The organism is Olivibacter domesticus (genome assembly GCF_900109575.1).
Taxonomy (GTDB): Bacteria; Bacteroidota; Bacteroidia; order Sphingobacteriales; family Sphingobacteriaceae; genus Olivibacter; species Olivibacter domesticus.
The window spans coordinates 57,749-84,086 of the sequence record NZ_FOAF01000003.1 but is presented as its reverse complement, the minus strand read 5'-3'; the positions used below and the strand labels follow the sequence as shown (position 1 = coordinate 84,086).

Below are 26,338 nucleotides of genomic sequence, written 5' to 3'. Positions count from 1 at the left end.
TGCACATAAAATCCAAGATATCTAAGTTTTTGATGTACTTTCGTGCAAATGGAATTTAATATAAATAATTTAGACCGTGAAACGATAATTGCTGCAGGGGTTTTTGCGTTAATATGTTTAATTATTAAAGCCTTTTATGCCAACACCTTTCGAGCAACATTAAAGTTGATCGACCCCGCTAATAGACATATGAAACCGTGGGAAGCATGGTTAATTCTGATCCCGATTTTCAATATTTATTGGAACTTTGAATTAGCAAAACGGATGTCAGACTCATTGACAAATGAATTTTATGATCGGAAGATCGCGGAAGAAGAATCCCCTGGGCGTTCAACAGGAATAACAGTAGGTATATTATATGTCGTGACAATGTTTCCTTTATCTGTTAACCTCCTTGTTGGTCTAAACTTGGTTTATTTTTTCTATTTTATAGCATATTGGGTAAAAATGAATAATTTCAGATCTCTTTTAAATGATCATAATGCTTTTTTAGCAGAAGAAAACAGAAAATAATTAGGACCATGAGATTAGCAGAATTAGCCAAATATTTAGAAGACATTGCTCCACTGCCTTATCAGGAGACATATGATAATTCGGGTTTATTGGTGGGTGATCATAACAAAGAGATAAACCAGGCGCTTATTTCTTTAGACTGTACTGAAGAAGTGGTTGAAGAAGCTATTAGCACAAACTGTGATATAATTATTTCACATCATCCAATCATTTTTAAAGGACTCAAGCGATTTAATGGAAGTAACTATGTTGAGAGAACGGTAATGAAAGCCATTAAACATGATATAGCTCTTTACGCGATACATACGAATCTTGATAACATATTCGGCGGTGTAAATAGAAAGATTGCCGAAAAATTAAAACTGCAGGATCTTTCCATACTATCTCCAAAGGAAAACCTGCTTAATAAATTGGCTGTATTTGTTCCTAAAACTCACGCTGAGTCGTTAAGGAACGCTTTATTTAATATAGGTGCCGGTGCTATCGGAAATTATGATCAATGTAGTTTCAGTACCGATGGTCTAGGAACTTTTCGGGCAAAGGAGGGTTCAACTCCTTATGTCGGAACGATTGGTGAACAACACACAGAACCGGAAGAACGGATAGAGGTTGTATATCCACAGCATTTAGAGCGGAAGCTTTTAGTTGCGATGTACGAAAATCATCCATATGAAGAGGTTGCCTATGATATATATAAGTTACAGAACGCTTACAGCAGTATTGGAAGCGGAATGATCGGAATGTTGCCAATAGCATTAAGTGAACTGGATTTTTTGGCACAAATAAAGGAAAATCTTCATTTGCAAGTGATAAGATATACTAAATTAAAAAAGAAAAATATCCAACGTGTGGCCGTTTGCGGTGGTGCCGGGGGCTTTTTATTACCACAAGCTATCAGGATGGGTGCAGATGCTTTTATAACAGGAGATTACAAGTATCATGAATTTTTTGATGCCGAAGGAAAAATCCTTATTGCGGATGTTGGACATTTTGAAAGTGAGCAGTTTACACAAGAATTATTGTTGGAAATAATTCAAAAAAAATTTCCTAACTTTGCAGTCCGTTTAACCGGAATAAATACAAACCCAATAAATTATTATATTTAATGGAACAAACCGTAGAGCAAAAGTTGCAGGCCCTTTGGGATCTGCAGACAATCCATACTAAAATTGACAAGATTCGCCAAGTTCGTGGCGAATTACCAATCGAGGTAGCAGACCTTGAGGATGAGGTGGCAGGCTTAGAAACACGTATCGAAAAAAACAGAACAGAACTGGATGATTTGGAAGATGCTATCGTTAATCGTAAAAATATGATTAAGGAAGCTCAGGCGGCGATCAAAAAGTATGAGTCACAACTGAATGAGGTAAAAAACAATCGTGAATACGATGCTATTACCAAAGAAATTGAGATTCAGGGATTGGAAATTCAAGTTTGCGAGAAAAAAATTCGCGAGCATGAATTTGAGATCAAAAATAAAACTGATGTTTATGAAAAGACGCAGGGAGATTTAGAAGAACGGAGAAAAGATTTATCAGTTAAAAAAGAGGAATTAGACACCATTACTTCTGAAACACAAAAGGACGAAGATGCCTTAATAAAAAAGGCGGACGATGCGGAATCGAAAATTGAAGAACGCTTACTTATAGCATATAATAGATTACGGAACAATGCTAAAAATGGACTTGCTGTCGTAACTATAGATAGAGATTCCTGTTCAGGATGTCATAACCAAATACCGCCTCAAAGACAATTGGATATACGTCAGCGTAAGAAAATTATTGTTTGTGAGCACTGTGGCCGTATTTTGGTGGATGAAGCCTTCGTTGAAGACAATATCGTTCAAGCATAACACGCATTTATAGAATTGTAAAGCTCAGGTCATATGTCCTGGGCTTTTTTATTGTCCATGAATTTTGGCACTGTTAATGCTATTTCGTACCTCAATTTGGTTCATCTATTCAATCCTTTAAATGGCACTCAGATTCATCGTATTTATCCTATTAATGTTGACTGGATTTATATCCAAAGCCTCTTTCGAGTTTAGCACAAATTGTAAAAATGCTTACTACGAGGTCATGAACCTAAGGCTTGATCTGGCCAGACAATATATAGAAAAAGAAAGAGCGCTGAATCCTGCTAATAGCATGGTATATCTGATCGAAAATTACATCGACTATTTTTATATTCTTGCGTCAGATAATAAAATTGAATTTGATAAGCTAAAAAAAAATAAGTCAATACGCTTATCGAAAATAAGTGCCGATAGTAAAGATTCGCCCTATTATCTTTTTGCGCAAGCAGAGATTAATTTACAATGGTCGCTCTTACGCGGACGATATCAAGAATACGTCACCAGTGCGCTAGAGATCAAACGTGCTTATAACATGCTTCAGGAGAATACGGAAAAATATCCGGAATTCCTGCCAAATTATAAGGGGCTAGGGATGTTGAATGCTGTTATTGGGTCTTTACCTTCTGGCGCACAAAAGGCCCTAGGAACTCTTGGAGTACGGGGAGGTACCGAGAAGGGCGAAAGAATGCTAGAAGAGCTCGTGGATAATTTACCCGGTTCTACTTATGATATTTTTTATGACGAATCAGTTTTTTACTTGAGTCAAGTTTGGGTAAATATAACCAAGGAAAAAGATGCATTTGACAAAATAATAACTGCCACCGAAAGATTAGATGATACGAGCTTATTAAAAGTATATATTCGAGCATACGCTGCCTATAAAACGGGACATAACGGGGCGGCTATCAGTTATTTAATGAACAGACCTACTAAATCAGGGTACACGGATTATCCCTACCTTGATTATCTACTGGGTATGGCAAAACTTAATAAACTAGACCTGTCAGCTGCTGTTCAGCTTCATGACTTTTTGCAATCAACAAGGGGAGCAAGTCTTATTAAAGATACCTATTTACATTTAGCATACATCGCAATATTAAAGGGAGATGAGGTTAAATACAATACTTTTATAACGAAGGTAAAAAAGGAAGGTGCCTCCTTTGATGAAAAAGACAAACAGGCTATCAATGAAGCCAGCGAAGGAGAACCGAATCCAGCTTTACTGAGAGCAAGATTTTTATTCGATGGTGGATATTACGACAAAGCGAAAGAAATCCTAAACAATGAAAATGCTAACACATATAAAGAAAAGCGATACAAAATAGAATATTGTTATCGATTTGGACGGGTTTTTCATGAAACTGGAGGAATGGCTGGTGCAATTAAATTTTATAACTATACGATAGCTTTCGGAGAGCACAGTAAATATTATTATGCTGCTAATGCGGCTGTGCTTTTAGGTGATATATATATGCGAAGGAAGCAATATAAACAAGCCGCTGATTCTTATAATAAAGCAATTAACATGAAGAATCATGATTACGAAAGTAGCATAGAAAATAAAGCCAAAGAAGGTTTAAAAAGGGTAGAGGGAAGATTTTAATTTTCTTAATTTTACAGCATGAGTATTTTGATAGAGTCATACGAGCATCAGGTTATAGAAAGGTTTTTACGTTATGTTAAGGTAGATACGCAAAGTGACCCATCGTCTTTAACCCAGCCGTCTACAGAAAAGCAAAAAGAATTAGGGAAAATTTTAGTTGAAGAATTATTAGTGCTTGGATTAAGTGACGCTCATATGGACGAATACGGTTATGTATATGCAACGCTTGAAAATAACACATCTGAAGACAATATCCCGGTTATTTGCTTTTGTTCTCATATGGATACTTCTCCCGATTGCAGTGGAAAGGACGTTAAACCGATCGTTCATTATAATTATCAAGGACAGGATCTTATCTTGCCAGACGATAACGGTCAAGTTATCACGAAATCCAACCACCCTGATTTAACAAATCAATATGGAAACGATATTATCACAGCAAGCGGTACAACATTATTGGGAGCAGATAATAAAGCCGGATTGGCGGCAATAATGGATGCAATATCCTTGCTTATAAAGCATCCTGAAATAAAACATGGTAAAATACGTCTTTTATTTACGCCAGATGAAGAAATAGGGCGTGGTGTAAATAAGGTGGATCTTAAAAAATTAGGAGCAGATTTCGGTTATACAGTTGATGGAGAAACGCTTGGATCTATTGAAGATGAAACTTTTTCTGCAGATGGCGTAGTTGTAACGATTGATGGCGTAAGCGCTCATCCAGGTTTTGCTAAAGGGAAGATGAAAAGTGCTATCAAGATAGCCGCTGAAATAATCGAAGCGCTTCCAAAAGATAGATTATCTCCCGAAACGACTGCTGGTAAAGAAGGTTTTATTCACCCAGTATCAATATCTGGCACTGTAGAGCAGGCAACAATTGAATTCATTGTGAGGGATTTTTCAGATGCGCTTCTGGAAAGGCACGAACAGGAGCTTGAAGCGGTTGTTATGCGCGTTATCAATCAATATCCGAATTGCAGCTATTCATTAAAAGTTCAAGAACAATACAGAAATATGAAGCAGGTACTTGATGAGTATCCTGAAGTAATGAATATCGGATTAAAGGCAATACAACAAGCAGGATTGACACCTATAAGAAGAAGTATACGTGGAGGAACCGATGGATCTCGTTTATCATTTATGGGATTGCCTTGTCCGAACATCTTTGCTGGAGAACATGCCTTCCATGGTAAACAAGAATGGGTTTCCGTTCAAGACATGCAGCATGCATCGATAACCATTATTAATATCGCCCGACTATGGGCGGAGCGGGGGGAAGTATCGTGAGAGCCGTTGTGCAACGCGTTTCGAAGGCCTCCTGTAAAGTAGATAATAACATAACCGGCCAGATTGATGATGGATTGCTTGTTTTATTAGGCATTGAACAAGAGGACGTGGTGGATGATGTGAAATGGTTAGCCCAAAAAATTGTAAATATGCGCATTTTCGGAGACGACAACGGATTAATGAATCGGTCCGTCTTAGACATTGAAGGGAATGTATTACTCATTTCACAGTTTACCTTATTTGCGCAAACAAAAAAAGGAAATAGACCTTCTTTTATCCGGGCAGCAAAACAGTTAGTCGCTGTACCGCTCTATGAAAAGATGATTGAAGAATTGGAATTTCTGTTAAATAAGAAGATAGCAACAGGTGTATTTGGGGCGGATATGAAAATTAGCTTGCTCAATGACGGGCCGGTTACTATCATGATGAATACAAAAGATAAAGAAAATTATTAACTAAAGTGCGCTGAGAAGCGAGCTTATCACGACGGAGAAATGACTATACAGGAAGCACAAGAAACAGTAGATAATTGGATTAAAACGATTGGTGTCCGTTATTTTAATGAGCTTACTAATACGGCGATGCTCATGGAGGAGGTGGGGGAAGTTGCTCGTATAATGGCAAGGCAATACGGAGAGCAGTCTTTCAAAAAATCGGATAAAGAAGTAAACCTCGCGGATGAAATGGCGGACGTTTTATTTGTGCTGATCTGTTTAGCTAATCAAACGGGAATAAACCTTACAGAAGCGTTGGAAAAAAATTTGGAGAAAAAAAATATACGAGATAAAGAACGACACCAAAATAACGAAAAATTAAGATAGCGAGCTATCATTTAAACGAGCAGCCAAGATACTTTTTACATCATTTTTCAACATATGCGCAGCATATAGGCTTCTCTTGCCCGTTTGGCACAAAAAAACTATCGTATTAACCGAGTCGATTTCATTTTTTCTTGTTACAAGATCAAATAAGGGAATGTTTTGACCGCCAATATTATATTCATCGAATTCCCACGTTTCACGAACATCAATAAGTTGTGTTTTTGGATTTTTCGCTAAATATTCCTGCACGTCTCGGAGACTCAACAAAATTTTGTTTGTTTCCTCACTTTCTCCCTCTGAAGGTATTTCGGTTTTAGCTAATGGAAGTTTAGTTATTCGCTGGTGTTCAGGAATGGCGTCAATGTATATAATTTGATGATGATTACTTTGTATGTCAATCAATAACAATTTGCCGGAAAGAACTTCTCCATAATCGGTAACTATTTTGATTACTTCATTGGCCATGTAAAGCGCAATCAATCCAGGGAGCACATTTAAAACACCATTTACGGAACAAGAGGTACAATCTTCATCCAATGGCTCTTCGGGGAAGAGACATCTATAAGTGGGGCCTCCTTTATAGTTAAATACAGAGAGTTGTCCGGTATAATCATTGATTGCACCTGATACCAGTGGTTTGCCCAGTATAACGCAGGCATCGTTTATTAAAAAGCGTGTAACGAAATTATCAGTACCGTCGACAATAATATCGTATTCATTAAAAATTTTTAAAATATTCTGGCTATTTAAATAGAAATTATGGGTTTCGATACGAACAAAGGGCTGTAAAGACATTAATTTTTTCGAAGCAATTTCTACTTTAGGAAAACCTACATCCTGTAGCGTGTAAAGAATTTGTCTATGCAGATTACTAGCTGAGATATTGTCTCCATCCACGATTCCAAGTGTTTTTATCCCTGCGGTAACTAAATATTGAAGTAAAGGGCACCCTAAGCCACCGACACCGACGACCAAAACTCTCGCATTAAAAAGCTTGTTCTGAGCGGCCTCACCAAAGTCCTTTAATTTTATATGGCGGTCAAAATACTGTCTTTCTTGTTTTAACATATTACATTTTGTTAAGTAGTTTGAAGAATAGCGTCCCAATCTTTCCAAATAGGGTCGTAACCTGCTTCCTTAATAATACGGGCTATCTGTGACGGAGATCTGCTATCATCAATCTCAAACTGTTCAAGGCTTTCGGGTTCAACGGCATAACCTCCCGGATTGGTTTTAGAACCTGCACTAATGGAGGTGATGCCTAATTTTATGATGTTATCACGAAAGGTCCAGCTTTCTCGTGTCGACATAGATAGTTCTATATCGCTGTTAAAAATTCGCCACGCACATATCAACTGAACTAATTCAGCATCCGTTATAATTGACTTGGGGACTAATCCACCAGCATGTGGTCTTAGTCGCGGAAAAGAAACCGAAAACCTACTTTTCCAATAATGCTTTTCTAAATAAAGGAGATGAAGAGCCGTAAAAGCACTATCCGTACGCCAGTCATCTAATCCCAACAGGGCACCTAAACCTATTTTATGTATACCTGCCTTCCCAATCCTGTCGGGTGTTTCAAGTCGGTAATAAAAATTCGATTTTTTACCTTTAGGATGGTGTGTTTTATAGTCTTCTTGGTGATAGGTTTCTTGATATACTAAAATTGTATTCACGCCAAGTGTGTGTAATTCTTGGTATTCATGTTCATCTAGAGGCTGTACTTCCATAGCAACGTGTGCAAAATGAGATTTAACGATAGGTAGTACTTTTTTAAAATAATCCATGCCAACCATTTGTTGGGCTTCTCCCGTTACCAATAATATATGTTGGTAACCCATCTGTTTAATGGCATCAATTTCTTGTAATAACTCGAAGGTTGTTAATGTTTTGCGCGGTATTTTGTTATCCAAACTGAAACCGCAATAGGTACATATGTTTTGGCATTCATTTGATAAATAGAGAGGTGCATATAATTGAATTGTTTTACCAAAACGTTTTTGAGTTTCACGATGGCTGATTTGGGCCATCTGTTCTATGAACGGTGTGGCAGCAGGTGAAATTAGCGCTTTAAAATCTTCATATGATCGCTTTATATTGCTCAACGCTTTTTCAACATCCAAGGCATTTTTTCCATAGATGGAAATTTGTTCCGCTTCCCATCTATATTTATTAAAACTTTCCGAAAACATATTTTAAACGGTTAAGAAGGAAGTAAGCGGACTAGAGGCAGAAGCATCTTTTTTGATCATTGGACTTAAGCCTGATTCATAAGCTAGTCGACCCGCAATGACCGCCTGTTTAAATGCCAATGCCATATTAATGGGGTTTTCGGCTGTAGCAATCGCTGTGTTTACTAGCACTGCATCTGCTCCTATTTCCATTGCCTGTGCGGCATGGCTGGGTTTTCCAATACCTGCATCAATTATTACGGGCACTGTCGATTGTGCAATGATGATCTCCAACATAGACAGCGTTTTCAGTCCCTGGTTGCTGCCAATAGGAGCTCCTAAAGGCATCACTGCAGCAACGCCAACCTCTTCCAAGCGTTTACAAAGTACAGGATCTGCGTTACAGTAAGGAAGTATTATAAAGCCCAATCTGACAAGCTCCTCCGCTGCTTTTAACGTTTCGATGGGATCAGGCATTAAATATTTAGGATCTGGATGTATTTCTAGTTTTAACCAATTTGTTTCTAATGCCTCCCTTGCCAATTCTGCTGCAAGAATAGCCTCTTTAGCTGTACGGACACCGGAAGTGTTCGGCAGTAGGTTTATATGAGCATGATGAAGACATGCTAACAAGTTGTCTTGTTCCCTTTGCTGGTGTTCAATACGTTTTAACGCTACTGTTACCAACTCACTTTCAGAAACTAAGAGCGCTTCTTCCATTGTTTTTGTGGATCCAAATTTTCCAGTTCCGGTAAATAATCGGGAGGAGAAAATTTTATCGGCAATCTTTAATGTTTGTGTCATACGTTCTTTCAATTTCTTTTAATATGTTATTACATAAAGTTTGTGGAGAATCGCTACTGGTAATTGCTCCTGAAAGTGCTATCCCATGTATACCGGTATTAAACAAGGCAGTAAGGTCATTCAGTAAGATACCGCCTATGGCAATAATAGGAATGGAGATATTGTGATCAGCCATTTTCTGGAGAATATCCAAATAACCGGAAAGCCCTAAAATCGGACTTAGTTTTGTCTTTGTAGGGGTGTGTCGGTAAGGACCTAGTCCGATGTAATCAATGGGTAACAAACTGAGGCGGAGAATGTCATCAAAGGTATTAGCCGTGCATCCGATAATCTTGTCATCTCCAAGGATTTCACGTGCTTTCATAGGGTTCATATCTTCATTACCAAGGTGAACGCCGTCTGCTTCCAACTCTTGGGCAACAAATACCCTATCATTTATTATAAAGGTTGCTTTATTTGCTTTCGCTAGATTCATACTGAGAGAGGCTTCCTGCCTAAAAGCGGAGTCAGTCAAATCTTTTCGTCGGAATTGAATCCATTCTACCCCTGCGGCGGTAACCATTTTTACCTGTTCCAAGGTGCTTAAATGGCTCGTAGGATGGGTAATATAGTGAAGTTTTGCAATGACTTTCATCTAATTTATTAAGTTTTTGATATGAAGAAAACGCTTTAAAGGATTGTCACTTTCCCATATATATCCCAGTAATGCCGCTCCATCAAATCCATGTTCTTTTACTTTTTGTATGTTTTGATCGTTAATGCCGCCTAAGGCGATTAACGTACATTTTCTTGCATGTCTGCCAAGGGAAAGCAGTTCGCAATTGCCTAAATATCCCTTTTTTGATATGCTATCATATACGGGGCTTATAAAAAGCTGGCCTTCTTGTCTATCCAATTCTTCGAGCTCCGCTTGTGCATGAACCGAAGTAGATACTATACCAAAGGGCATTCTTAATGATTTAAATTGACTCCTGTTAACATGCACACCTGCTAAATTAAAATAGTGTATTAATTCAGTGTGTTTATGAACGATAATTCTATTATGAAACGAACTATTGATAGAACCTATAAAACGTTTTATTCTGTTTGAATCCGCTGAGGGCTTCCTTATGTGCAAGCATTGTAAGCCCGCATCAAATAACTCCTCAATGTGCTCGATCTCGTCTTTTAAAAAGGTTTCCGCCGTTATGACAACAGTTTTCATGGCCGCTTATTCACCGAATTACGAATAAATTTCAAAGTTGTTGTTTCTAAATTCCGCGGCTTTTTCATCCATACCTTTGTCGAATACCTCCTTTTCGTTTAGGCCTTGCTCCTCTGCATATTTTCTAACATCTTGTGTGATCTTCATACTACAGAAGTTTGGGCCGCACATGCTGCAGAAATGAGCTGTTTTAGCGCCCTCAGCGGGAAGTGTTTCATCATGAAATTCACGCGCGGTGTCAGGATCTAAGGCTAAATTGAACTGATCTTCCCATCTAAATTCAAATCGCGCCTTGCTCATCGCGTTATCGCGATGTTGAGCTCCGGGGTGTCCCTTTGCTAGATCTGCCGCGTGTGCAGCAATCTTATAGGTGATTACCCCATCTTTTACATCTTTTTTATTAGGTAAGCCTAAATGCTCTTTGGGTGTTACGTAGCAAAGCATAGATGTGCCGAACCACCCTATCATCGCTGCTCCAATGCCGGAAGTAATGTGGTCATACCCGGGAGCTATGTCTGTTGTAAGCGGCCCTAAGGTATAAAAAGGAGCCTCACCACATTCCTTCAACTGTTTATCCATATTTTCTTTAATCATATGCATTGGAACATGTCCGGGCCCTTCGATCATGGTCTGAACATCATGTTTCCATGCAAGTTGTGTTAATTCTCCTAACGTTTCAAGTTCAGCAAATTGGGCTGCATCATTTGCATCAGCAATTGATCCGGGTCGTAAACCATCTCCTAATGAAAAACTAACATCGTAAGCCTTCATGATCTCGCATATGTCTTCGAAATGTGTATATAAAAAATTCTCTTGATGATGGGCCAAACACCATTTAGCCATAATCGACCCTCCTCGTGAAACAATACCCGTTACACGTTTTGCAGTGAGCGGAACATAAGGAAGGCGAACCCCTGCGTGGATGGTGAAATAATCTACACCCTGCTCTGCCTGTTCGATAAGTGTATCTTTAAAAATATCCCAGGTCAATTCTTCTGCTTTTCCATTTACTTTTTCCAGCGCTTGATAAATGGGAACGGTACCAATGGGAACGGGTGAATTCCTGATAATCCATTCGCGTGTTTCGTGGATATTTTTACCTGTTGATAAATCCATCACTGTATCAGCGCCCCACCGGATGGCCCAAACCATTTTTTCTACCTCCTCTTCAATACTGGATGTCACCGCGGAATTGCCAATATTGGCATTTATTTTAACCAAAAAATTCCTTCCAATAATCATTGGTTCTATTTCTGGATGGTTAATATTGCTTGGAAGTACAGCTCTTCCTCTAGCAATTTCTTCTCGCACAAACTCAGGAGTTATAAAGCCCTTGTGACTAAAGGCACCGAAGTTGTGTCCTTTATGTTGTTGCCACATGTCATTGTTTTTACTATAAAGCTCTTCCAGACGCTGGTTTTCTCTAATGGCAATAAATTCCATTTCAGGTGTAATAATTCCCTGCCTGGCATAATGCATTTGAGAAACGTTGTGGCCTTGTTTTGCCTTTTTGGGCTTCTGCGAATATTCAAACCGTAGATAATTGAGATCGGGATTGAAAAGACGCGATTTTCCATATTCGGAAGAAATGGATTCGAGCTTGGTCGTATCATTGCGCTCTTCGATCCATTGCTCACGCAGCTTGGGCAGTCCTTTCCGAACATCAATTTCTACTGCCGGATCTGTATAAGGCCCACTGGTGTCATAAATTGTGACAGGTGAATTTTCTTCCGTTATATTGCGAAAGCGATCGGTAGTGGGAGCCAAACTAATTTCACGCATAGGAATAAGGATTTTATGAATATTACCCTTAACATAAATTTTCTTTGAACCAGGAAAAGGTGTTCTACTGATTGTTTGTTCTGTGGGAAGTTTTTCTATTTTCATGGAGATAAGTTTAATTCGTTATTTTAGACAATCATATTACGTTAACCACCTTGAGCGGCCGTGATTACAGTTATTTGATCTGACGGTTGTAGTGAATAGGAATTCCAGGACGACTTCGGAACAACACGATTATTTACAGCGATTGCAATACCCTTTTTTAGCGAAAGGCCATAAAGCTGTAAGGCTTCAGTTAAACTATTGGAGTTTACGTAAAATGTTTTTTGATTGATGATGACTTCCATAATTGCAATAATTTTTTGCTTTAGAAGTCACCAAAGAAATAACAGTGATGAGGCTCTTACTTTTCCCTTCGCAGGCATTATCCTGAGCAGGTTGTGAGGGTAACTCTCAGCCCCAAAAATGGGACACCCCTAAAGCATTAAGTCAAAGGTATAAAATATTTTACCAATCTACCAAATACTTAATTTTAAAAGTTGAATAGCATTTTTGTTACTAAATTTATATATGGATTGAGTTATCGGCGATTTTAAGGAAAAATCACTAATAATGATAGATAATCACTAATTTAATCCCTTTAAAGAATTACATTTACGAGCCTAAGATGTGTGAACGCTGAATGAAATTGCCGGATTTAGGTTTTAAAGTGTAATTCCAACTGATGATTTTAATAATCAATGGCTCTACTGATCAAAAAAACAAAAAATAACAGATGAAGACAATTTTTTTATGTTGCAGTATCTTATTAATGGGTGTATTACAAGTATATGGACAAAATAATGCCGAAAAAGATATAAGAGGAGCGATGAGTTTACAGCAGGAGGCTTGGAACAAAGGGGACGTTGCCGCTTTTATGGAGGTTTACTGGAAAAGCGATAGCTTGCTTTTTGTTGGAAGCCAAGGGCCAGTGTATGGCTGGCAGGCAGCTTTTGATCGTTACCTTAAAACCTATCCCGACCAAGCAAGTATGGGAAAACTTAAGTTTGACCTCTTGCAAGTTAATCCCTTGTCAGAGGATTACTATTTCGTGCTCGGTAAGTGGCATTTAACACGAAAGAAGGGTGATATCGGTGGAACTTTTACCCTTCTTTTTAAGAAAATAGCCGATAAGTGGGTTATCATTTCCGATCATACCAGCCAGAGTTAAGCTGTTAGGGTATAGTTATTATGCTTGCAATTGACTACTTATTAAAGAAAGGCATCCAATTCTAACAACACAGGACAATGATCTGAATGTACCGCTTCTGGTAAAATTTGTGCGTGTCTAATCTTATGCTCAAGGGCCTTGCTTACCATGTTATAATCAATACGCCAACCCAAATTTTTAGCACGGGCGTTGGCTCGATAACTCCACCAGGTATAATGATGAGGTTCGGGGTGTAGATGTCTAAAAGAATCGATATAACCACTATTTATAAAACCGTCCATCCACGTCCGCTCTTCTGGTAAAAAGCCAGATGAGTTAGCATTAGCCTTAGGATTGTGAATATCGATAGCTTTATGACAGATATTGTAATCTCCGGAAATAACAAGATTGGGTATTTCCGTAAGAAGTTTGTCGCTATACTGTTGAAAGTCGTCCAAGAATTGATACTTGAAATCTTGCCTTAAATCTCCGCTAGATCCGGAAGGGAAATAAGCGCTAATAACAGAAAAGGCTTCAAAATCAGCGCGGATTATTCTGCCTTCTTTATCATATAGTTCAATGCCACACCCGTATTCAATATGTTTAGGCGTCTTTTTTGTTAAAATGGCAGTGCCACTATACCCCTTTTTTTCCGCGGGAAACCAATAATGTTCATAGCCTAAGCCTTCTAGCAGTAGAAGATCTATTAATTGATCGGGAGATGCCTTGATTTCTTGCAGGCAAATAATATCAGCGTTGGTTGTTTTGAGCCAACTTAATAGGTCTTTGCGCAAGGCGGCCCTTATACCGTTTACGTTGTAAGTTATAATTTTCGTCATCCGTTGTTCTGAACATCAAGAAAGGGTGCTATAAATATAGTCATGACCATTCCGTCGTGGTTACTGTTAATAATTGTCCTTGACAAATAGATCTAAAAAACGCCTGAATATGGATGGTTTATAAGGCTCCCCCTTTAATTCGGCTTCTAGTTTTCGTACAGCTAGGGGTGTAAGGATGTCCATTTTTATGATTTGATTTTGCAAGGGTCTATCGTTACTGTCCGTAGGAAGAGCCGCGATGCTGTCAATAAGATCTATACCTTTAACAACTTCACCAAACACGGTATAGTTATGGTCTAAAAAAGGTGAGCCACCCAGTGTTTCATATACCTTGCGATGTGTCTCGGGAATTTTTTGTCCCTTTAGTTTGAGTTCTTCCATACGGTCCAGCTCTTTTGCAGTATATTTTTTACCTTGCACCAAATAAAACTGAGTTGCGCTTGAGGCTTTTTCAGGATTATTGTCTCGAGCAGCGGCAAGTGCACCTTTTTTGTGAAAAAGGCTATCGTTAAATTCTGCAGGGATAGTATATCCTAAATCACCCTCACCTAAAAGCGTCCCAGAAGCAGCTCCTTTCGAATCTGGATCCCCGCCCTGAATCATAAAATCTTTTATTACTCTATGGAAAAGAGTACTGTCATAAATGCTTTCCTTAACAAGTTTAATAAAGTTATCGCGATGTTTCGGCGTCAGATTGCTTAATTGTACAATACATTCTTTGTTATTTACGGTTATACGGATATAACTATGTTCGGGAAGCGCCGCATAACTAAAAAGACCGACAAAAATACAGAGCAATAAGAGAATAATTTTCTTCATTTTTAAGAAAAGATATAATTGTTTACAGCGTGGTTGAATTAGGGATTTGTTCTTCAAAATAGTCAATGATCAATGATTTAAGAATCATTTCTTGCTCCAGTAAAGTGTAATTCGGGATGGGCTTTATAAGTCGCCAATGAGGCCAGCCATCTTGGTCTAATCCTTCAAGTTCATAAAAACCCATGCCACTAAATAACCTACAGGTTGCTATATGCATCAATTCCTCTTTTTGCCTTTTACTGAACGTCATGGGTCCCTTTCCTAACTCTTGAACACCAATCAAAAAAAGAAGAATTTTTATATCGGGTGTATCGGTATCAAAATGTGACGCCGTATGCTTTTGTAATACACGCCAACGATTGTTGATTTCAGCTGCATTCATAGTCTACAAAGATAATATAATCATATTCATTCCCGGCTCTCTTTTTTGTTGCCCTATGTGTGTATATAATTCTACAGTTTGTGGCTGTGTGCATTTGGGGAAACATTCTTAAAACGGCTTTTTTATTGTCTTGAGGGATATTTTAAAATTGGCACGTTATTTCTATGTTAACACGCAGAATCAATAGGGCTGTTTGTAGTAAATAAATTCTCAACAAGGTCTCCTATCTAAATCATCTTATTGAGGTGAGCAGGAACAAAGAACGTTGAAGCCGTAAAGGTATTCATAATATAAAGAAAAAGCTTCGCTTAAATAGAATAAGGCGAAGCAAAAGATAACGGTAAAGTACTTTAGAAGTATGTACTGTTTGTTTTAGTATCTGACGGAAGGCTACCAAACTCTTGGTAGCCTTTTTTATGCTTATCTTTGTAGGGCTACGTTAAAATTATAAAATGATGTTAGATATTAGCAGTCGAGAAGACATAGAAAGATTGGTTGGATCGTTTTACGAAAGAGCTACAAAAGATGTGCTGATTGGGCATTATTTTACAAGTGTTATTCCCATAAATTGGGATGAGCATATCCCGACTATTGTATCATTTTGGGAGAATATTTTATTTAAAACCGGTGGATATAGTGGTGGTATGATGTATAAACATATGAACTTAAATTATCTATCTGCATTTAAGACCATACATTTTGATCGATGGCTAGAAATATGGGAGCTTACCGTTGATGAGCTATTTGCAGGAGTAAATGCAGAAGAGGTGAAGTTTAGAGCCAGAACTATTGCCGTTATTATGCAAACGAAAATTGGCGTTTATAAAGAGGATACTAAAAAATAAAGCAGACCTCTATGGTCTGCTTTAATCTCTTTGAGTTAAGTATTTTTAGAATAACCTATAGCCAATCCCAATTGTCCATAAATTTAATTTTTGAGATTCTGCGCCGTCCTTAGTTAAGTTGCTTAAGCCGTGTTCATAACGAAGGTCAGCTCTAAGTCGCATGATATCTACCCCTACACCGCCTGTTAAGGCAATCGCCTGACTTTTATAAGAGCCAGTTCTACCAACATCACCTAATCTGTCGAAAATAGAATTGTCTTTATCAATTAGAAAGGAAATTACCGGACCTACTTGCACACGGGCAGCGATGGGGCCTAATCCTATTCTTGTTCCCAATAAAAGGGGTAAATCTAAGCTGGTGAAATCCATTTTTACTTCAGCATCTCCTTCGTTCACTGTCGCTTTTGCATTTTTACCGGTTACATAGAGCTCCGGTTGAAAATGAAAGCCTGCCCCGCCTATACGAGCCCATAGACCTGCTTGGTAGCCCGTACGACTGCTTTTGTCGAACCAATTGTCGTCAGTCTTCAAAGAAGAAAAATTTAACCCGCCCTTTATACCTAATTGAAAGGTCGGTAATAGTTGGGCAGAAGCGAACGTCACTGTACTAATTAATATACAAATAGATAAAAGTGTTTTTTTCATATTAATACGAAGTTTTTAATTGTTAATTCTTTAGTTCGGGTAATGTTTTAGTACCGCTCACACTATCCACAAATTTCGAGCCTAAATTGTTTAAATCATATAACTTATTAACAATCAATTAGTTGATAATGAACAAAAAATATCTTGGTAGAATTAGTCAAATAAAAAAACTTAAATCGTTAAGGTGTTTTGTTTTGGAAGAAATTTTGTTTTATTTTGTTTAAAACGATGATTTATGACAGCTCTTACTTTAAACGAAGCAGATTGGCAAATTCTTAAAGAAAAAGTTAAACGTAAGTACAATCATCTTTCAGAAGAAGATCTTACCTATCAGACAGGTAAAGAACAAGAGTTGATTGACCGATTGGCCGAAAGAGTAAAAAGAAAACCTGAATATATATTGTTCACCCTAAAAAAGGGGCTTGCCAATTTGTCTAGTAATAGATTATGATGAAGCTAATGTTTGCCTTGTAGGGAGCATCTTTAAATTTACCGGTAAATGAAACGATTAATCAAAAATAAACGATGGTTCAACGTGTCATTATGGTTGCTGGTAGGGCTTTCTCTAACGGCCTTTACATTTATAAAAGATGACCTATTTCACATAGGGAAAAACCTAGAAATATTTTCCGCATTATACCGTCAGGTTAGTTTGAATTATGTTGATGAGGTGAATTCAGATGATTTAATGAAGGCGGGGATAGGTGCTATGCTGGAGAGCCTTGACCCTTATACAGAATTTATTCCTGAATCTGAGCTTGAAGATTTTAAATTGAGATATGTTAGTACGCAATATAGTGGGTTAGGTGCTCGGATTATGGAAAAGACCGATGGAACTTTTTTTATTGCTGAGGTGTTTGAACAAAGTCCGGCATCTAAGGCAGGTTTACACGTTGGAGACGAAATCCTCGCAATAGGAAACGAGCCCTTGAAAGGAAAGAAAGCGATAGACATAAGTAATAAGCTAAAAGGAATTGCAGGCACAGAAGTAAAATTAAAAATTAGGGAAAGTAAAAACGGGCAAGTGATGGATGTTGACGTGAAGAGAGGTCAAATAATTCAGCCCAATGTTGCTTTTTCGACCTATTTAGAAGACGGTATAGGGTATATTAAGCTTGATAAATTTTTAAGTGGGGCGGCAAATGAAGTGCAGAATGCATTGCTAAGGTTTAAAGAAAGAGCAACACTGCGAGGGTTGGTTCTCGACCTACGGGACAATGGCGGGGGAATATTGCAAGAGTCTGTAAAAATAGTTAACTTATTTGTCAATAAGGGCGAAGAAGTTGTTGTGCAACGCGGTAGCCATGCTAATCAGGTATTTTCTTATGTTACTAATAATTCACCTCTTCTGCCCTCATTACCAATAGTTGTTTTAATAAACAATAATTCCGCTTCAGCTTCTGAGATTGTTGCCGGAGCGCTACAGGATATGGATCGCGCCGTCGTTTTGGGCGAGCAAAGTTTTGGAAAAGGACTTGTGCAGCAGACATACAGACTGCCTTATAACAATATGGTAAAGGTTACGGTAGCAAAATACTATACACCTTCTGGAAGATGTATACAAGCACTTGATTATTCGCATAAAGATAGCATTGGACATGTACATAAATTGAACGACAGTTTAATTGCGGAATATACAACCAAACATGGAAGAAAAGTATACAATGGAAGTGGTATCTATCCGGATGTGCAGGTAAAGGAAAGAAGGATAAGTACAATAGCAAAGGTATTAAGAAACAAATTTTATATTTCGGACTATGCTACTATTTATTATAATATGCATACTAAAATAGAAAAGCCAAATACATTTGAACTGACGGAGATAGAATATCAGCATTTTTCGGATTATTTAAAAGGGAAAGATTTAAACTATCAATCGAAAGCAACTTACCTTTTAAATGAATTGAAAGCAGAAATTGTCAAGAAAGATACAAACGACGGTATCATGAACGACATAAGGAACGTAGCGCATAAAATTAAAGAGAATGTGAAAGATGAATTACGGTTAAATAAAGAAGAGATTAAACGACTGTTAGAAAAGGAGATTGTCTCAAGATACTATTTTCAGACCGGGGTATATGAATTAGCCAATAGAACGGACACGATGATTTGGGCAGCTAAAAAGATATTGAGAGAAGAGAAAAAACTTGTTTATAATAATGTGCTCAAGGGTAACGGCGAATATAATACTATAGGAAAACCCAAATCGGATTTAGCTGCTGCAAGCCTTCAACATTAACTGTATTTTTCTCCTATCCGTTTAAAAAAGGAGTCTTTATAAGTATCTCCTATGGGGATCAACTTTTCTTTAAGTGATATTCGGCCACGTTCAATACTTTCTATTTTTTCAAGCGCCACAATATAAGATTTATGGACTCTTATAAAGCGTTCCTCTGGAAGAGTCTCTTCCATGCGTTTCATATTCTGAAGGGTGATAATTCGCTCCTGAGAGGTGAATATAGAGATATAATCTTTTAGTCCTTCGATATAATAGATGTCATCGTAATCAATCCTTTGTATTTTGTGTTCTGTTTTTACAAAAATGAACTCGCCTACTTTATTCGAAGGTAATGGTGTCTCAGCTACTACGTTTCGAATATGTGTGTTGTTTTTTTGGCTGATTACCTTTTGTACAGATTTATAAAATCGATCAAATGCAATAGGCTTAAGTAGGTAATCTGTAACATTCAGCTCATAGCCTTCTAAGGCATATTGGGGATAGGCAGTGGTTAAAATTACATCACATTTACCGTTTATTATCTTCAAAAACTGAATGCCGGTAAGTTCAGGCATTTGTATATCCAAAAATACCAAATCAATAGCACCTTGTTGAACAAGGCCCAGCCCTTCAATAGCATTGGTGGTGCTTGCAGATAATGTTAGCTCGGGTATTTTTTGAATATAATCAGTAATGATATCCAAGGCCAACGGCTCATCATCTACTACTAAACATCGTATCATTTTCTTAAGAAATTTGCGGTTTATAAATATACGAATAATTCACTGCTGTAATAATCCTCATTATCCTGGACAATAAATGTGTGCTTGTCTGGATAACCAAGCTCAAGACGTCTTTTTAAGTTAGTTAATCCTATACCTCCGGTTTTATCTTTATTTAGTTTATTCTTCTTATTCTGAGCTCTAAAATGTAATCGGTTATTCTGTACCTCTACTGTAATACGAATAGGATGCTCTTTGTCGGTTGCAACACCATGCTTAAATACATTTTCAAGGAAAGAGATTACCAAAAGGGGCATAATACGATGTTGATAGTTATCCACATGAATGGTTAGCTCCAGATACACCTGTTCCTTAACTCTTAATTTCTGTAAATCTATGTAATTCTCCAAATAGTTTATCTCATCCTCTAGCGATACTTTGTCATCATTACTTTCATACAACATATATCGCATGATTTCTGAAAGTTTTAATATTGCTTCTGGCGCTTTATCAGACTTTTGGTAAGCTAATGAATAGATATTATTGAGCGAATTAAAAAGAAAATGTGGATTAATCTGCGATTTAAGAAAAGCTAACTCAGCATTTAATTTTTCGGTTTCCAGCGTTTTTCTAGCCTGTTCCATCTGATAAGAATTGGACGCCAGCCTAAAACCATATCCTAAAAACATAAAGAACAGTGTAATGATAATAGCAGAAGAAAAATATTCACCTTTTGTAAAGGTTTTTTCCAAGTTATCACCATAGCGCATGAGTATATCGCTATTGTAAACAGCAATTGCTAGTTTAATGAGAGCAATCGTAAGTGTAAATACAAAGGCAATGATTAAGCCCGTTAAGTATCGTTTGTTACCAATGAAATAAGAGGATATAAAAAAATAAGAAGTGTAAAAGATTGTAATGTTAGAAAGTGTGAACAGGGTATAAAAAGTGATATGCGGAATACTTGTTTTATTTTCACTGGTTAAAAGCAATAGAGCTGCAAGTACAAGCCATACCAAGATGTGATAGATAACATGGCTTCTTTTCATATTAATAAACACTTCATTTTTTAATCGTCAATTAGAACATATTTTGTTTTTCATTTAGCAAATATATTATTTAATAGCGTATAGCATTTGCTACGATATACAAACATGATATTTTCTTCGATGAACGAAGAAAAGGAGTCGATGACTCGTACTTGGCTGTTTGTCTAGAAATATGAACCGTTAGTCTAAAAAACTTTAAATTAGAGAAAACCTATCGTTTCTTTGTACAGTGAATAATTAAAACAATTGTTTAACATATAATCCTTCGAAAAATGAAAACGTATCTATCAAATATCTCACCATTTTTATTATTACTTATCCCAATTATTATAGCAGCAATAGTCGTCTGTACGCATGTTGATAAAGAGTTGGTTCATGAAAAAATAGAATTAAACGCGTCTTTTATAACGATACCCGAATTTTTAAATGTAAGGTCATTTTTATTTTGAATGTAAGATGGAATACGTTTCATTAAGTCATAAGGATTAGATACCATCGCCCACATTACCCCCACATATATAATAGTAGGAACGTTCAGTTAAACTGAGCGTTTTTTTTTGCTTCTTACTTGCAAAACTAAAAAAATAGTTGTGAAACTAAATTTTTAGTTTTATGTTTGTATTATTGAGTACTCAACGTTACATAAATTATTTAAATTAATAATTATGAATATTAAAGAATTAACAAGAGCTGAAGAGCAGGTTATGCAAGAATTATGGAAACAAGGGAAAGCCTTTGTGAAGGAAATCATAGAGCAAATGGAAGATCCTAAACCTGCTTATAATACAGTTTCTACTATTATCCGTATTCTGGAAACCAAAGGTTTTGTTGGTCATGAGAGCTTTGGTAAGAGTCATCGATACTTCCCAAAAGTAAGTAAGGATGATTACAAGGATTTCGCTGCTGGAAAACTTATTTCTGGCTACTTCGATAATTCAGCTAAAAAGATGCTTTCTTTTTTTATTCAGGAAAATAGGTTGAATATAAAGGAGACAGACGAACTATTAAGGCTCTTGGAGAAAGCGAAGAAAAAATAGAAGATGCTAACCGATTAAAAATAGTAAATATGATGAACTACCTAGTTATTGCCAATATTTACCTAGTCCTATTTTACGGTTTTTATAGATTCTTTTTATCGAAAGAAACATTTTTTCAGTTAAATAGAATCTATCTCATAGGTACGACTGGGCTATCATTTGTGCTGCCATTAATTCAGTTGGAGTGGTTGCAAAATGCCTTTGGTGCATCTACCGTATATGCAGCACGCTCTAGTTTAGACGCAGTGACATTGGAAATTGTACCGAACGTCGATGTCGTGGGTACAGACAATGGATTTCAGCTACCTGTATGGTTTTATTTGTATATAGGGGGAGTTTTGGTGCAGTTAATTTTGCTGTTGCGTAAATTCATATACTTACGGAACTGGTTGCGGACAAACCATGAAGGAGATGCTTATTCTTTTATGCGCACCATTAAAGTGGATGGTGCACAGGAAGAAAGTGCTAAGGTGATTGATCACGAGCAGGTGCACGTACGTCAATTACACAGTTTTGATGTGCTTCTTGTTGAGATGGTTAAACTCTTTAATTGGTTTAATCCAATAGTGTATTGTTTAAGCAATTCGCTGAAGCTGACACATGAATACATTGCGGATGAGGCTATCAACAAAAGCCATATGGAGAAGGTGGCTTATGCAGAATTACTTATTAGTCGCACTTTTTCGGTTTCGTCAAACGTTTTGACAAATAATTTTCTCAATCAATCATTTATTAAAAACAGAATTATGATGCTTTTTAAAGATAAATCAAAAAGGCCCGCCTTGCTAAAATATGTATTAGCAATGCCTTTATTTATTGGCATGCTGCTTTTTTCTTCGGCAAAGGTGAGTGATAAGGCCGAGCGTTTAACAGAACTTGCTCTTGGCCAGGCTGAGGCAACAAATTTTTATAAACTGGTAGGAACACATGTACGGTACTTAGGTGATGCAAAGATCAATGAGGTACAGGGGGCAGTGGATATTGCTTTTGAGAAAGGAACAAATAATCTTGAAACAAAGGTTCTAAATACCATTGGCTACGATCAGGAAGCGGAAGTAATACGTGTATTGCAGCTACCGGAAGTAGTGAAAGAAATGCCAGACGGCAAGCATGTGTTACGGGTTAAGTTCCTTTTAGCGGGAACCGCTAAAGAAAAGCTGAATGCATCACCTTTGGTTGTACCTACTGGATACCAACCGTTAGAGGAAGTGGTTGTGGTGGGCTACAACCCATCGTCTCAGGAAAAGGAAAACGACATACCGTCTCCTAAAGTTGTGCAGGTTAAAAGCACCAAGGCAGATAAAGAGACCCTTCCGCCACAGGTTGTATTGGTGAGGACTGACACTACGAAGAACGTGCAAGACTTCAATAAGGTAGATGTACAACCAAGGTTCCCAGGTGGAATGCACGCCTTCTACAAGTGGGTAGGCGAAAATTATAAATATCCAGCAGAGGCCAAAAAGAACGAGGTTTCAGGTAGTTTGCATTTGAGTTTTATTGTGGAGAGGGACGGTACACTAAGTAGTTTTAAAATATTGCGCGATTTAGGTTATGGTACAGGCGAGGAAGCAGTTAATTTACTTAAGAAATCACCTAAATGGACCCCGGGTTCAATTAAAGGAGAAGTGGTACGGGTTTCCTATTCACTACCAATTAAGCTAAACTTGGCAGGTATAAAGGATACAACAAAAACCAAGACTACCCCCTAACTGTATTGAGTATTGATCGATCTAACAACCAAGCTAAAACAAAAGCGGCTATCTATTGAGATAAGCCGCTTTATCGTTAGTTAGTGTAAAGTAATTTTTATGAATGAATAGTCTTTTCCTTAAAAAATTTTGCATTTAAATAATCTCTATTCATCCGTGCAATATTTGTAAGCTTAATACCTACCGGGCATTCCGCTTCGCAAGCTTTTGTGACGGTACAAGCACCAAAACCTTCTTTGTCCATTTGTTCAACCATTGCCTGTGCCCTATCATAACGCTCTGCCTGTCCCTGTGGGAGCAAAGCGTACTGTGAAATCTTGGCAGAAACAAATAGCATAGCGGAAGCATTTTTACAAGCAGCAACACATGCTCCGCAACCAATGCACGTAGCCGATTCGAAGGCTTCGTCTGCTTTGATCTTTGGAATAGGAATTGCATTGCCATCGGGCACTCCTCCTGTATTGACAGAGACATAACCTCCGGCTTGTTGGATACGGTCAAAAGCGGTACGATCTACTGCCAAATCTTTGATTACAGGAAAAGCAGCGGCTCTCCAAGGTTCGATTACAATGGTTTGACCATCATGGAAACTGCGCATATGTAATTGGCAGGTAGTAGTTCCTTGTTTAGGTCCGTGTGGCTGCCCGTTAATATGTAGCGAGCACATACCGCAAATCCCTTCACGGCAATCATGGTCAAAGTATATAGGGTCTTCCCCTTTTCTGGTAAGGTCTTCATTTACTACATCAAGCATCTCCAAGAAAGACATATCCGATGATATACCCTTTGCCTGTATAGTAACGAATTTACCTTTGGTATTTTCGTTTTTTTGACGCCAAACTTTTAGCGTTAAATTCATTGTTTTTTCACTCATGATTTCTATTTATTTATTGAGTGGATAAATTATTTATAACTCCTTTGGGTTAGCTTCACGTTCTCAAACACTAATTCTTCTTTGTGAAGCGTTTCCGGTTGATTGTCGCCGTTATATTGCCATGCGGAAACGTAAGCAAAATGCTCGTCATCCCGTTTAGCTTCTCCTTCAGGAGTAGCACTTTCCTCGCGGAAATGCCCACCGCAAGACTCCGAACGGTTCAAGGCATCATCTACCATTAATTCGCCTAGTTCTAGGAAATCAGCCACTCGTCCTGCCTTTTCAAGAGATAGATTTAACTCTTCATTGTCGCCTAGGACTGTTACGTCAGACCAGAATTCTTTACGTAATTCTTGAATTAATCCTTTAGCTTTTTTCAGGCCGTTTTCATTCCTTGCCATTCCACAATATTCCCACATGATGTGTCCAAGTTTTTTGTGGATATCATCAACTGTTTTTGAGCCTTTTAAACTAAGAAGTTTTTTTACTTTATCTTCTACCTCTTTACGTGTTGCTTCAAATGCCGGGTGCTTCTTATCTACAGGAGCAAAACTTCCTAGATTGGTTAAATAATCCCCCACAGTATAAGGAATTACGAAATAACCATCAGCAAGGCCTTGCATCAACGCTGAGGCTCCTAATCTGTTTGCCCCGTGGTCAGAGAAGTTGCATTCTCCTAATGCATATAAACCAGGAATGGAGGTCATTAAGTTGTAATCAACCCATAAGCCACCCATAGTATAGTGAACTGCAGGATAAATACGCATTGGCTGTTTATACGGATTTTCATCTGTTATTTGGTAATACATATCAAACAGGTTTCCGTATTTTGCCCTAACCGTATCTTCACCCATTCGTTGAATCGCTTCCGCAAAATCTAAGTATACAGCTAGGCCTGTCGTACCGACCCCTCTTCCTTCATCACACATCATTTTTGCATTACGTGAAGCAACATCACGAGGAACTAAATTACCAAAAGAAGGGTATTTACGTTCTAAGAAATAATCTCTTTCTTCTTCTTTTATATCTGAAGCTTTAATTTGGCCTTTACGCAATTTCTCCGCCAATTCAACTGTTTTTGGCACCCAAACTCTTCCGTCATTACGTAACGACTCAGACATTAATGTTAATTTGGATTGATGGTCTCCAGTTACGGGGATACAAGTTGGGTGAATTTGTGTGTAGCAAGGATTTGCGAAATAGGCCCCCCTTTTGTGCGCGCGCCAAGCAGCAGTAACATTACAACCCATTGCATTCGTAGAAAGGAAGAATACGTTTCCATATCCGCCAGTACATAGTAACACGGCATGTCCTTCATGAGCCTCTATTTCGCCTGTTTTCAAATCGCGGGTTACAACACCCTTTGCATGGCCATCAATCATCACCACGTCTAACATCTCATGCCTTGTGTAGGAGATTACCTTACCCGTATGAATTTGACGGTTTAGAGCAGAGTATGCACCTAAAAGTAATTGTTGTCCGGTTTGCCCACGAGCATAAAAAGTACGTGATACCTGTGCCCCACCGAAAGAACGATTGTCGAGTAAACCACCGTACTCACGTGCGAAAGGAACCCCTTGCGCAACACATTGATCAATTATGTTTACAGAAACTTCTGCTAGACGATGTACGTTCGCTTCCCGGGCGCGATAGTCACCCCCCTTTATAGTATCATAAAATAGACGGTAAACACTATCACCATCATTCTGATAGTTCTTTGCGGCATTGATTCCTCCTTGCGCAGCAATAGAGTGCGCGCGTCGAGGGCTATCCTGATAGCAAAAAGTCTTCACATTATAGCCAAGTTCAGCAAGTGAAGCGGCTGCAGAAGCTCCGGCTAATCCAGTGCCAACCACAATAATCGTAAATTTACGTTTATTGGCAGGGTTAACCAATTTAAGGTTAAATTTATGTTTTGACCATTTTTCGGCCAATGGGCCTTCTGGTATTTTAGAATCTAACATAATCTT

Annotated in this window: 28 protein-coding genes and 1 riboswitch; of the genes, 13 read left to right on the top strand and 15 right to left on the bottom strand. The window is 37.9% G+C overall.

What is annotated here, in order from left to right:
* Positions 1-48: 48 nt before the first annotated feature.
* From BMY50_RS14775 to BMY50_RS14745, 7 genes are all read left to right on the top strand, one after another.
* Complete coding sequence (locus tag BMY50_RS14775; protein WP_093326085.1) at positions 49-513, top strand: hypothetical protein; 465 nt, start codon at positions 49-51, stop codon at positions 511-513.
* Between the two features lie 8 nt (positions 514-521).
* The gene (locus BMY50_RS14770) at positions 522-1,619 is read left to right on the top strand and encodes a Nif3-like dinuclear metal center hexameric protein (protein ID WP_093326082.1); all 1,098 of its coding nucleotides are present in this window, start codon (positions 522-524) and stop codon (positions 1,617-1,619) included.
* The gene (locus BMY50_RS14765; RefSeq protein WP_093326079.1) at positions 1,619-2,365 is read left to right on the top strand and encodes a zinc ribbon domain-containing protein; all 747 of its coding nucleotides are present in this window, start codon (positions 1,619-1,621) and stop codon (positions 2,363-2,365) included. Before BMY50_RS14770 ends, BMY50_RS14765 begins: the two co-directional genes overlap by 1 nt.
* A gap of 121 nt (positions 2,366-2,486) precedes the next feature.
* Entirely contained in the window at positions 2,487-3,971 is a 1,485-nt protein-coding gene (locus tag BMY50_RS14760) for a tetratricopeptide repeat protein (RefSeq protein ID WP_093326076.1), read from the top strand.
* Between the two features lie 18 nt (positions 3,972-3,989).
* Positions 3,990-5,258: a peptidase T gene (gene pepT / locus BMY50_RS14755; RefSeq protein ID WP_093326074.1), complete on the top strand. Its 1,269-nt coding sequence runs from the start codon at positions 3,990-3,992 to the stop codon at positions 5,256-5,258.
* Complete coding sequence (gene dtd / locus BMY50_RS14750) at positions 5,255-5,713, top strand: D-aminoacyl-tRNA deacylase (protein ID WP_093326499.1); 459 nt, start codon at positions 5,255-5,257, stop codon at positions 5,711-5,713. Before pepT ends, dtd begins: the two co-directional genes overlap by 4 nt.
* A 39-nt stretch (positions 5,714-5,752) precedes the next feature.
* The gene (locus BMY50_RS14745) at positions 5,753-6,079 is read left to right on the top strand and encodes a nucleotide pyrophosphohydrolase (RefSeq protein WP_093326067.1); all 327 of its coding nucleotides are present in this window, start codon (positions 5,753-5,755) and stop codon (positions 6,077-6,079) included.
* Here BMY50_RS14745 and BMY50_RS14740 read toward each other — a convergent pair.
* Genes BMY50_RS14740 through thiS form a run of 7 tightly spaced genes read right to left on the bottom strand, consistent with a single transcriptional unit; the run spans position 6,071 to position 12,387 of the window.
* Positions 6,071-7,147 (bottom strand): ThiF family adenylyltransferase, encoded by a 1,077-nt coding sequence (locus tag BMY50_RS14740; RefSeq protein ID WP_093326064.1) that lies wholly within the window; start codon positions 7,145-7,147, stop codon positions 6,071-6,073. The two genes, BMY50_RS14745 and BMY50_RS14740, sit on opposite strands and share 9 nt — an antisense overlap.
* An 11-nt stretch (positions 7,148-7,158) precedes the next feature.
* Positions 7,159-8,271, bottom strand: coding sequence for a 2-iminoacetate synthase ThiH (gene thiH, locus BMY50_RS14735; RefSeq protein ID WP_093326061.1), 1,113 nt, complete (start codon positions 8,269-8,271; stop codon positions 7,159-7,161).
* 3 nt (positions 8,272-8,274) lie between these two features.
* Positions 8,275-9,054 carry a thiazole synthase gene (locus BMY50_RS14730; protein ID WP_093326058.1) on the bottom strand — a complete coding sequence of 260 codons (780 nt, stop codon included), beginning with the start codon at positions 9,052-9,054 and terminating at the stop codon, positions 8,275-8,277.
* Positions 9,026-9,688: a thiamine phosphate synthase gene (locus BMY50_RS14725; protein WP_093326055.1), complete on the bottom strand. Its 663-nt coding sequence runs from the start codon at positions 9,686-9,688 to the stop codon at positions 9,026-9,028. Before BMY50_RS14725 ends, BMY50_RS14730 begins: the two co-directional genes overlap by 29 nt.
* The gene (locus tag BMY50_RS14720) at positions 9,689-10,258 is read right to left on the bottom strand and encodes a thiamine phosphate synthase (RefSeq protein ID WP_093326052.1); all 570 of its coding nucleotides are present in this window, start codon (positions 10,256-10,258) and stop codon (positions 9,689-9,691) included.
* 18 nt (positions 10,259-10,276) lie between these two features.
* The gene (gene thiC, locus BMY50_RS14715) at positions 10,277-12,145 is read right to left on the bottom strand and encodes a phosphomethylpyrimidine synthase ThiC (RefSeq protein ID WP_093326049.1); all 1,869 of its coding nucleotides are present in this window, start codon (positions 12,143-12,145) and stop codon (positions 10,277-10,279) included.
* 41 nt (positions 12,146-12,186) lie between these two features.
* Entirely contained in the window at positions 12,187-12,387 is a 201-nt protein-coding gene (gene thiS, locus BMY50_RS14710) for a sulfur carrier protein ThiS (RefSeq protein ID WP_093326046.1), read from the bottom strand.
* Positions 12,388-12,433: 46 nt separating this feature from the next.
* Positions 12,434-12,528, bottom strand: a riboswitch (TPP riboswitch).
* A 287-nt stretch (positions 12,529-12,815) separates the two neighbouring features.
* On the opposite strand from thiS, the gene BMY50_RS14705 reads away from it, so the two are divergent.
* On the top strand, positions 12,816-13,250 hold the full coding sequence (locus BMY50_RS14705) for a YybH family protein (RefSeq protein WP_093326043.1): 435 nt from the start codon (positions 12,816-12,818) through the stop codon (positions 13,248-13,250).
* A gap of 41 nt (positions 13,251-13,291) precedes the next feature.
* On the opposite strand, the gene BMY50_RS14700 is transcribed toward BMY50_RS14705, so the two are convergent.
* The 3 genes from BMY50_RS14700 to BMY50_RS14690 form a co-directional block, all read right to left on the bottom strand.
* The gene (locus BMY50_RS14700; protein WP_093326040.1) at positions 13,292-14,068 is read right to left on the bottom strand and encodes an exodeoxyribonuclease III; all 777 of its coding nucleotides are present in this window, start codon (positions 14,066-14,068) and stop codon (positions 13,292-13,294) included.
* Positions 14,069-14,134: 66 nt separating this feature from the next.
* Entirely contained in the window at positions 14,135-14,887 is a 753-nt protein-coding gene (locus tag BMY50_RS14695) for a peptidylprolyl isomerase (RefSeq protein ID WP_093326037.1), read from the bottom strand.
* Between the two features lie 22 nt (positions 14,888-14,909).
* Entirely contained in the window at positions 14,910-15,269 is a 360-nt protein-coding gene (locus BMY50_RS14690; RefSeq protein ID WP_093326034.1) for a hypothetical protein, read from the bottom strand.
* 452 nt (positions 15,270-15,721) lie between these two features.
* Here BMY50_RS14690 and BMY50_RS14685 point away from each other — a divergent pair, with 452 nt between their 5' ends.
* Positions 15,722-16,114 (top strand): group III truncated hemoglobin, encoded by a 393-nt coding sequence (locus BMY50_RS14685; protein ID WP_093326032.1) that lies wholly within the window; start codon positions 15,722-15,724, stop codon positions 16,112-16,114.
* A gap of 45 nt (positions 16,115-16,159) precedes the next feature.
* Here the strand turns inward: BMY50_RS14685 and BMY50_RS14680 are convergent, their stop codons facing one another.
* Positions 16,160-16,759, bottom strand: a complete 600-nt coding sequence (locus BMY50_RS14680) for a porin family protein (RefSeq protein WP_093326029.1) — start codon at positions 16,757-16,759, stop codon at positions 16,160-16,162.
* 235 nt (positions 16,760-16,994) lie between these two features.
* Here BMY50_RS14680 and BMY50_RS14675 point away from each other — a divergent pair, with 235 nt between their 5' ends.
* Complete coding sequence (locus tag BMY50_RS14675) at positions 16,995-17,210, top strand: CsbD family protein (protein ID WP_093326026.1); 216 nt, start codon at positions 16,995-16,997, stop codon at positions 17,208-17,210.
* Between the two features lie 48 nt (positions 17,211-17,258).
* Positions 17,259-18,998, top strand: coding sequence for a S41 family peptidase (locus tag BMY50_RS14670; RefSeq protein ID WP_093326023.1), 1,740 nt, complete (start codon positions 17,259-17,261; stop codon positions 18,996-18,998).
* Here BMY50_RS14670 and BMY50_RS14665 read toward each other — a convergent pair.
* Together BMY50_RS14665 and BMY50_RS14660 are read right to left on the bottom strand one after the other, a co-directional pair.
* Positions 18,995-19,720: a LytR/AlgR family response regulator transcription factor gene (locus tag BMY50_RS14665; RefSeq protein ID WP_093326020.1), complete on the bottom strand. Its 726-nt coding sequence runs from the start codon at positions 19,718-19,720 to the stop codon at positions 18,995-18,997. The genes BMY50_RS14670 and BMY50_RS14665 overlap by 4 nt on opposite strands.
* Positions 19,721-19,740: 20 nt before the next feature.
* Positions 19,741-20,748, bottom strand: coding sequence for a sensor histidine kinase (locus BMY50_RS14660; protein ID WP_093326018.1), 1,008 nt, complete (start codon positions 20,746-20,748; stop codon positions 19,741-19,743).
* 665 nt (positions 20,749-21,413) lie between these two features.
* On the opposite strand from BMY50_RS14660, the gene BMY50_RS14655 reads away from it, so the two are divergent.
* Together BMY50_RS14655 and BMY50_RS14650 are read left to right on the top strand one after the other, a co-directional pair.
* A complete protein-coding gene (locus BMY50_RS14655; protein WP_093326014.1) occupies positions 21,414-21,785 on the top strand; it encodes a BlaI/MecI/CopY family transcriptional regulator in 372 nt (123 codons plus the stop codon).
* A gap of 29 nt (positions 21,786-21,814) precedes the next feature.
* The gene (locus BMY50_RS14650) at positions 21,815-23,494 is read left to right on the top strand and encodes a M56 family metallopeptidase (protein ID WP_093326010.1); all 1,680 of its coding nucleotides are present in this window, start codon (positions 21,815-21,817) and stop codon (positions 23,492-23,494) included.
* A gap of 97 nt (positions 23,495-23,591) precedes the next feature.
* Here the strand turns inward: BMY50_RS14650 and BMY50_RS14645 are convergent, their stop codons facing one another.
* Both BMY50_RS14645 and BMY50_RS14640 read right to left on the bottom strand, forming a co-directional pair.
* Positions 23,592-24,368 (bottom strand): succinate dehydrogenase/fumarate reductase iron-sulfur subunit, encoded by a 777-nt coding sequence (locus tag BMY50_RS14645; protein ID WP_238383778.1) that lies wholly within the window; start codon positions 24,366-24,368, stop codon positions 23,592-23,594.
* A gap of 29 nt (positions 24,369-24,397) precedes the next feature.
* Positions 24,398-26,332, bottom strand: coding sequence for a fumarate reductase/succinate dehydrogenase flavoprotein subunit (locus tag BMY50_RS14640; RefSeq protein WP_202907855.1), 1,935 nt, complete (start codon positions 26,330-26,332; stop codon positions 24,398-24,400).
* Between the last annotated feature and the right edge of the window lie 6 nt (positions 26,333-26,338).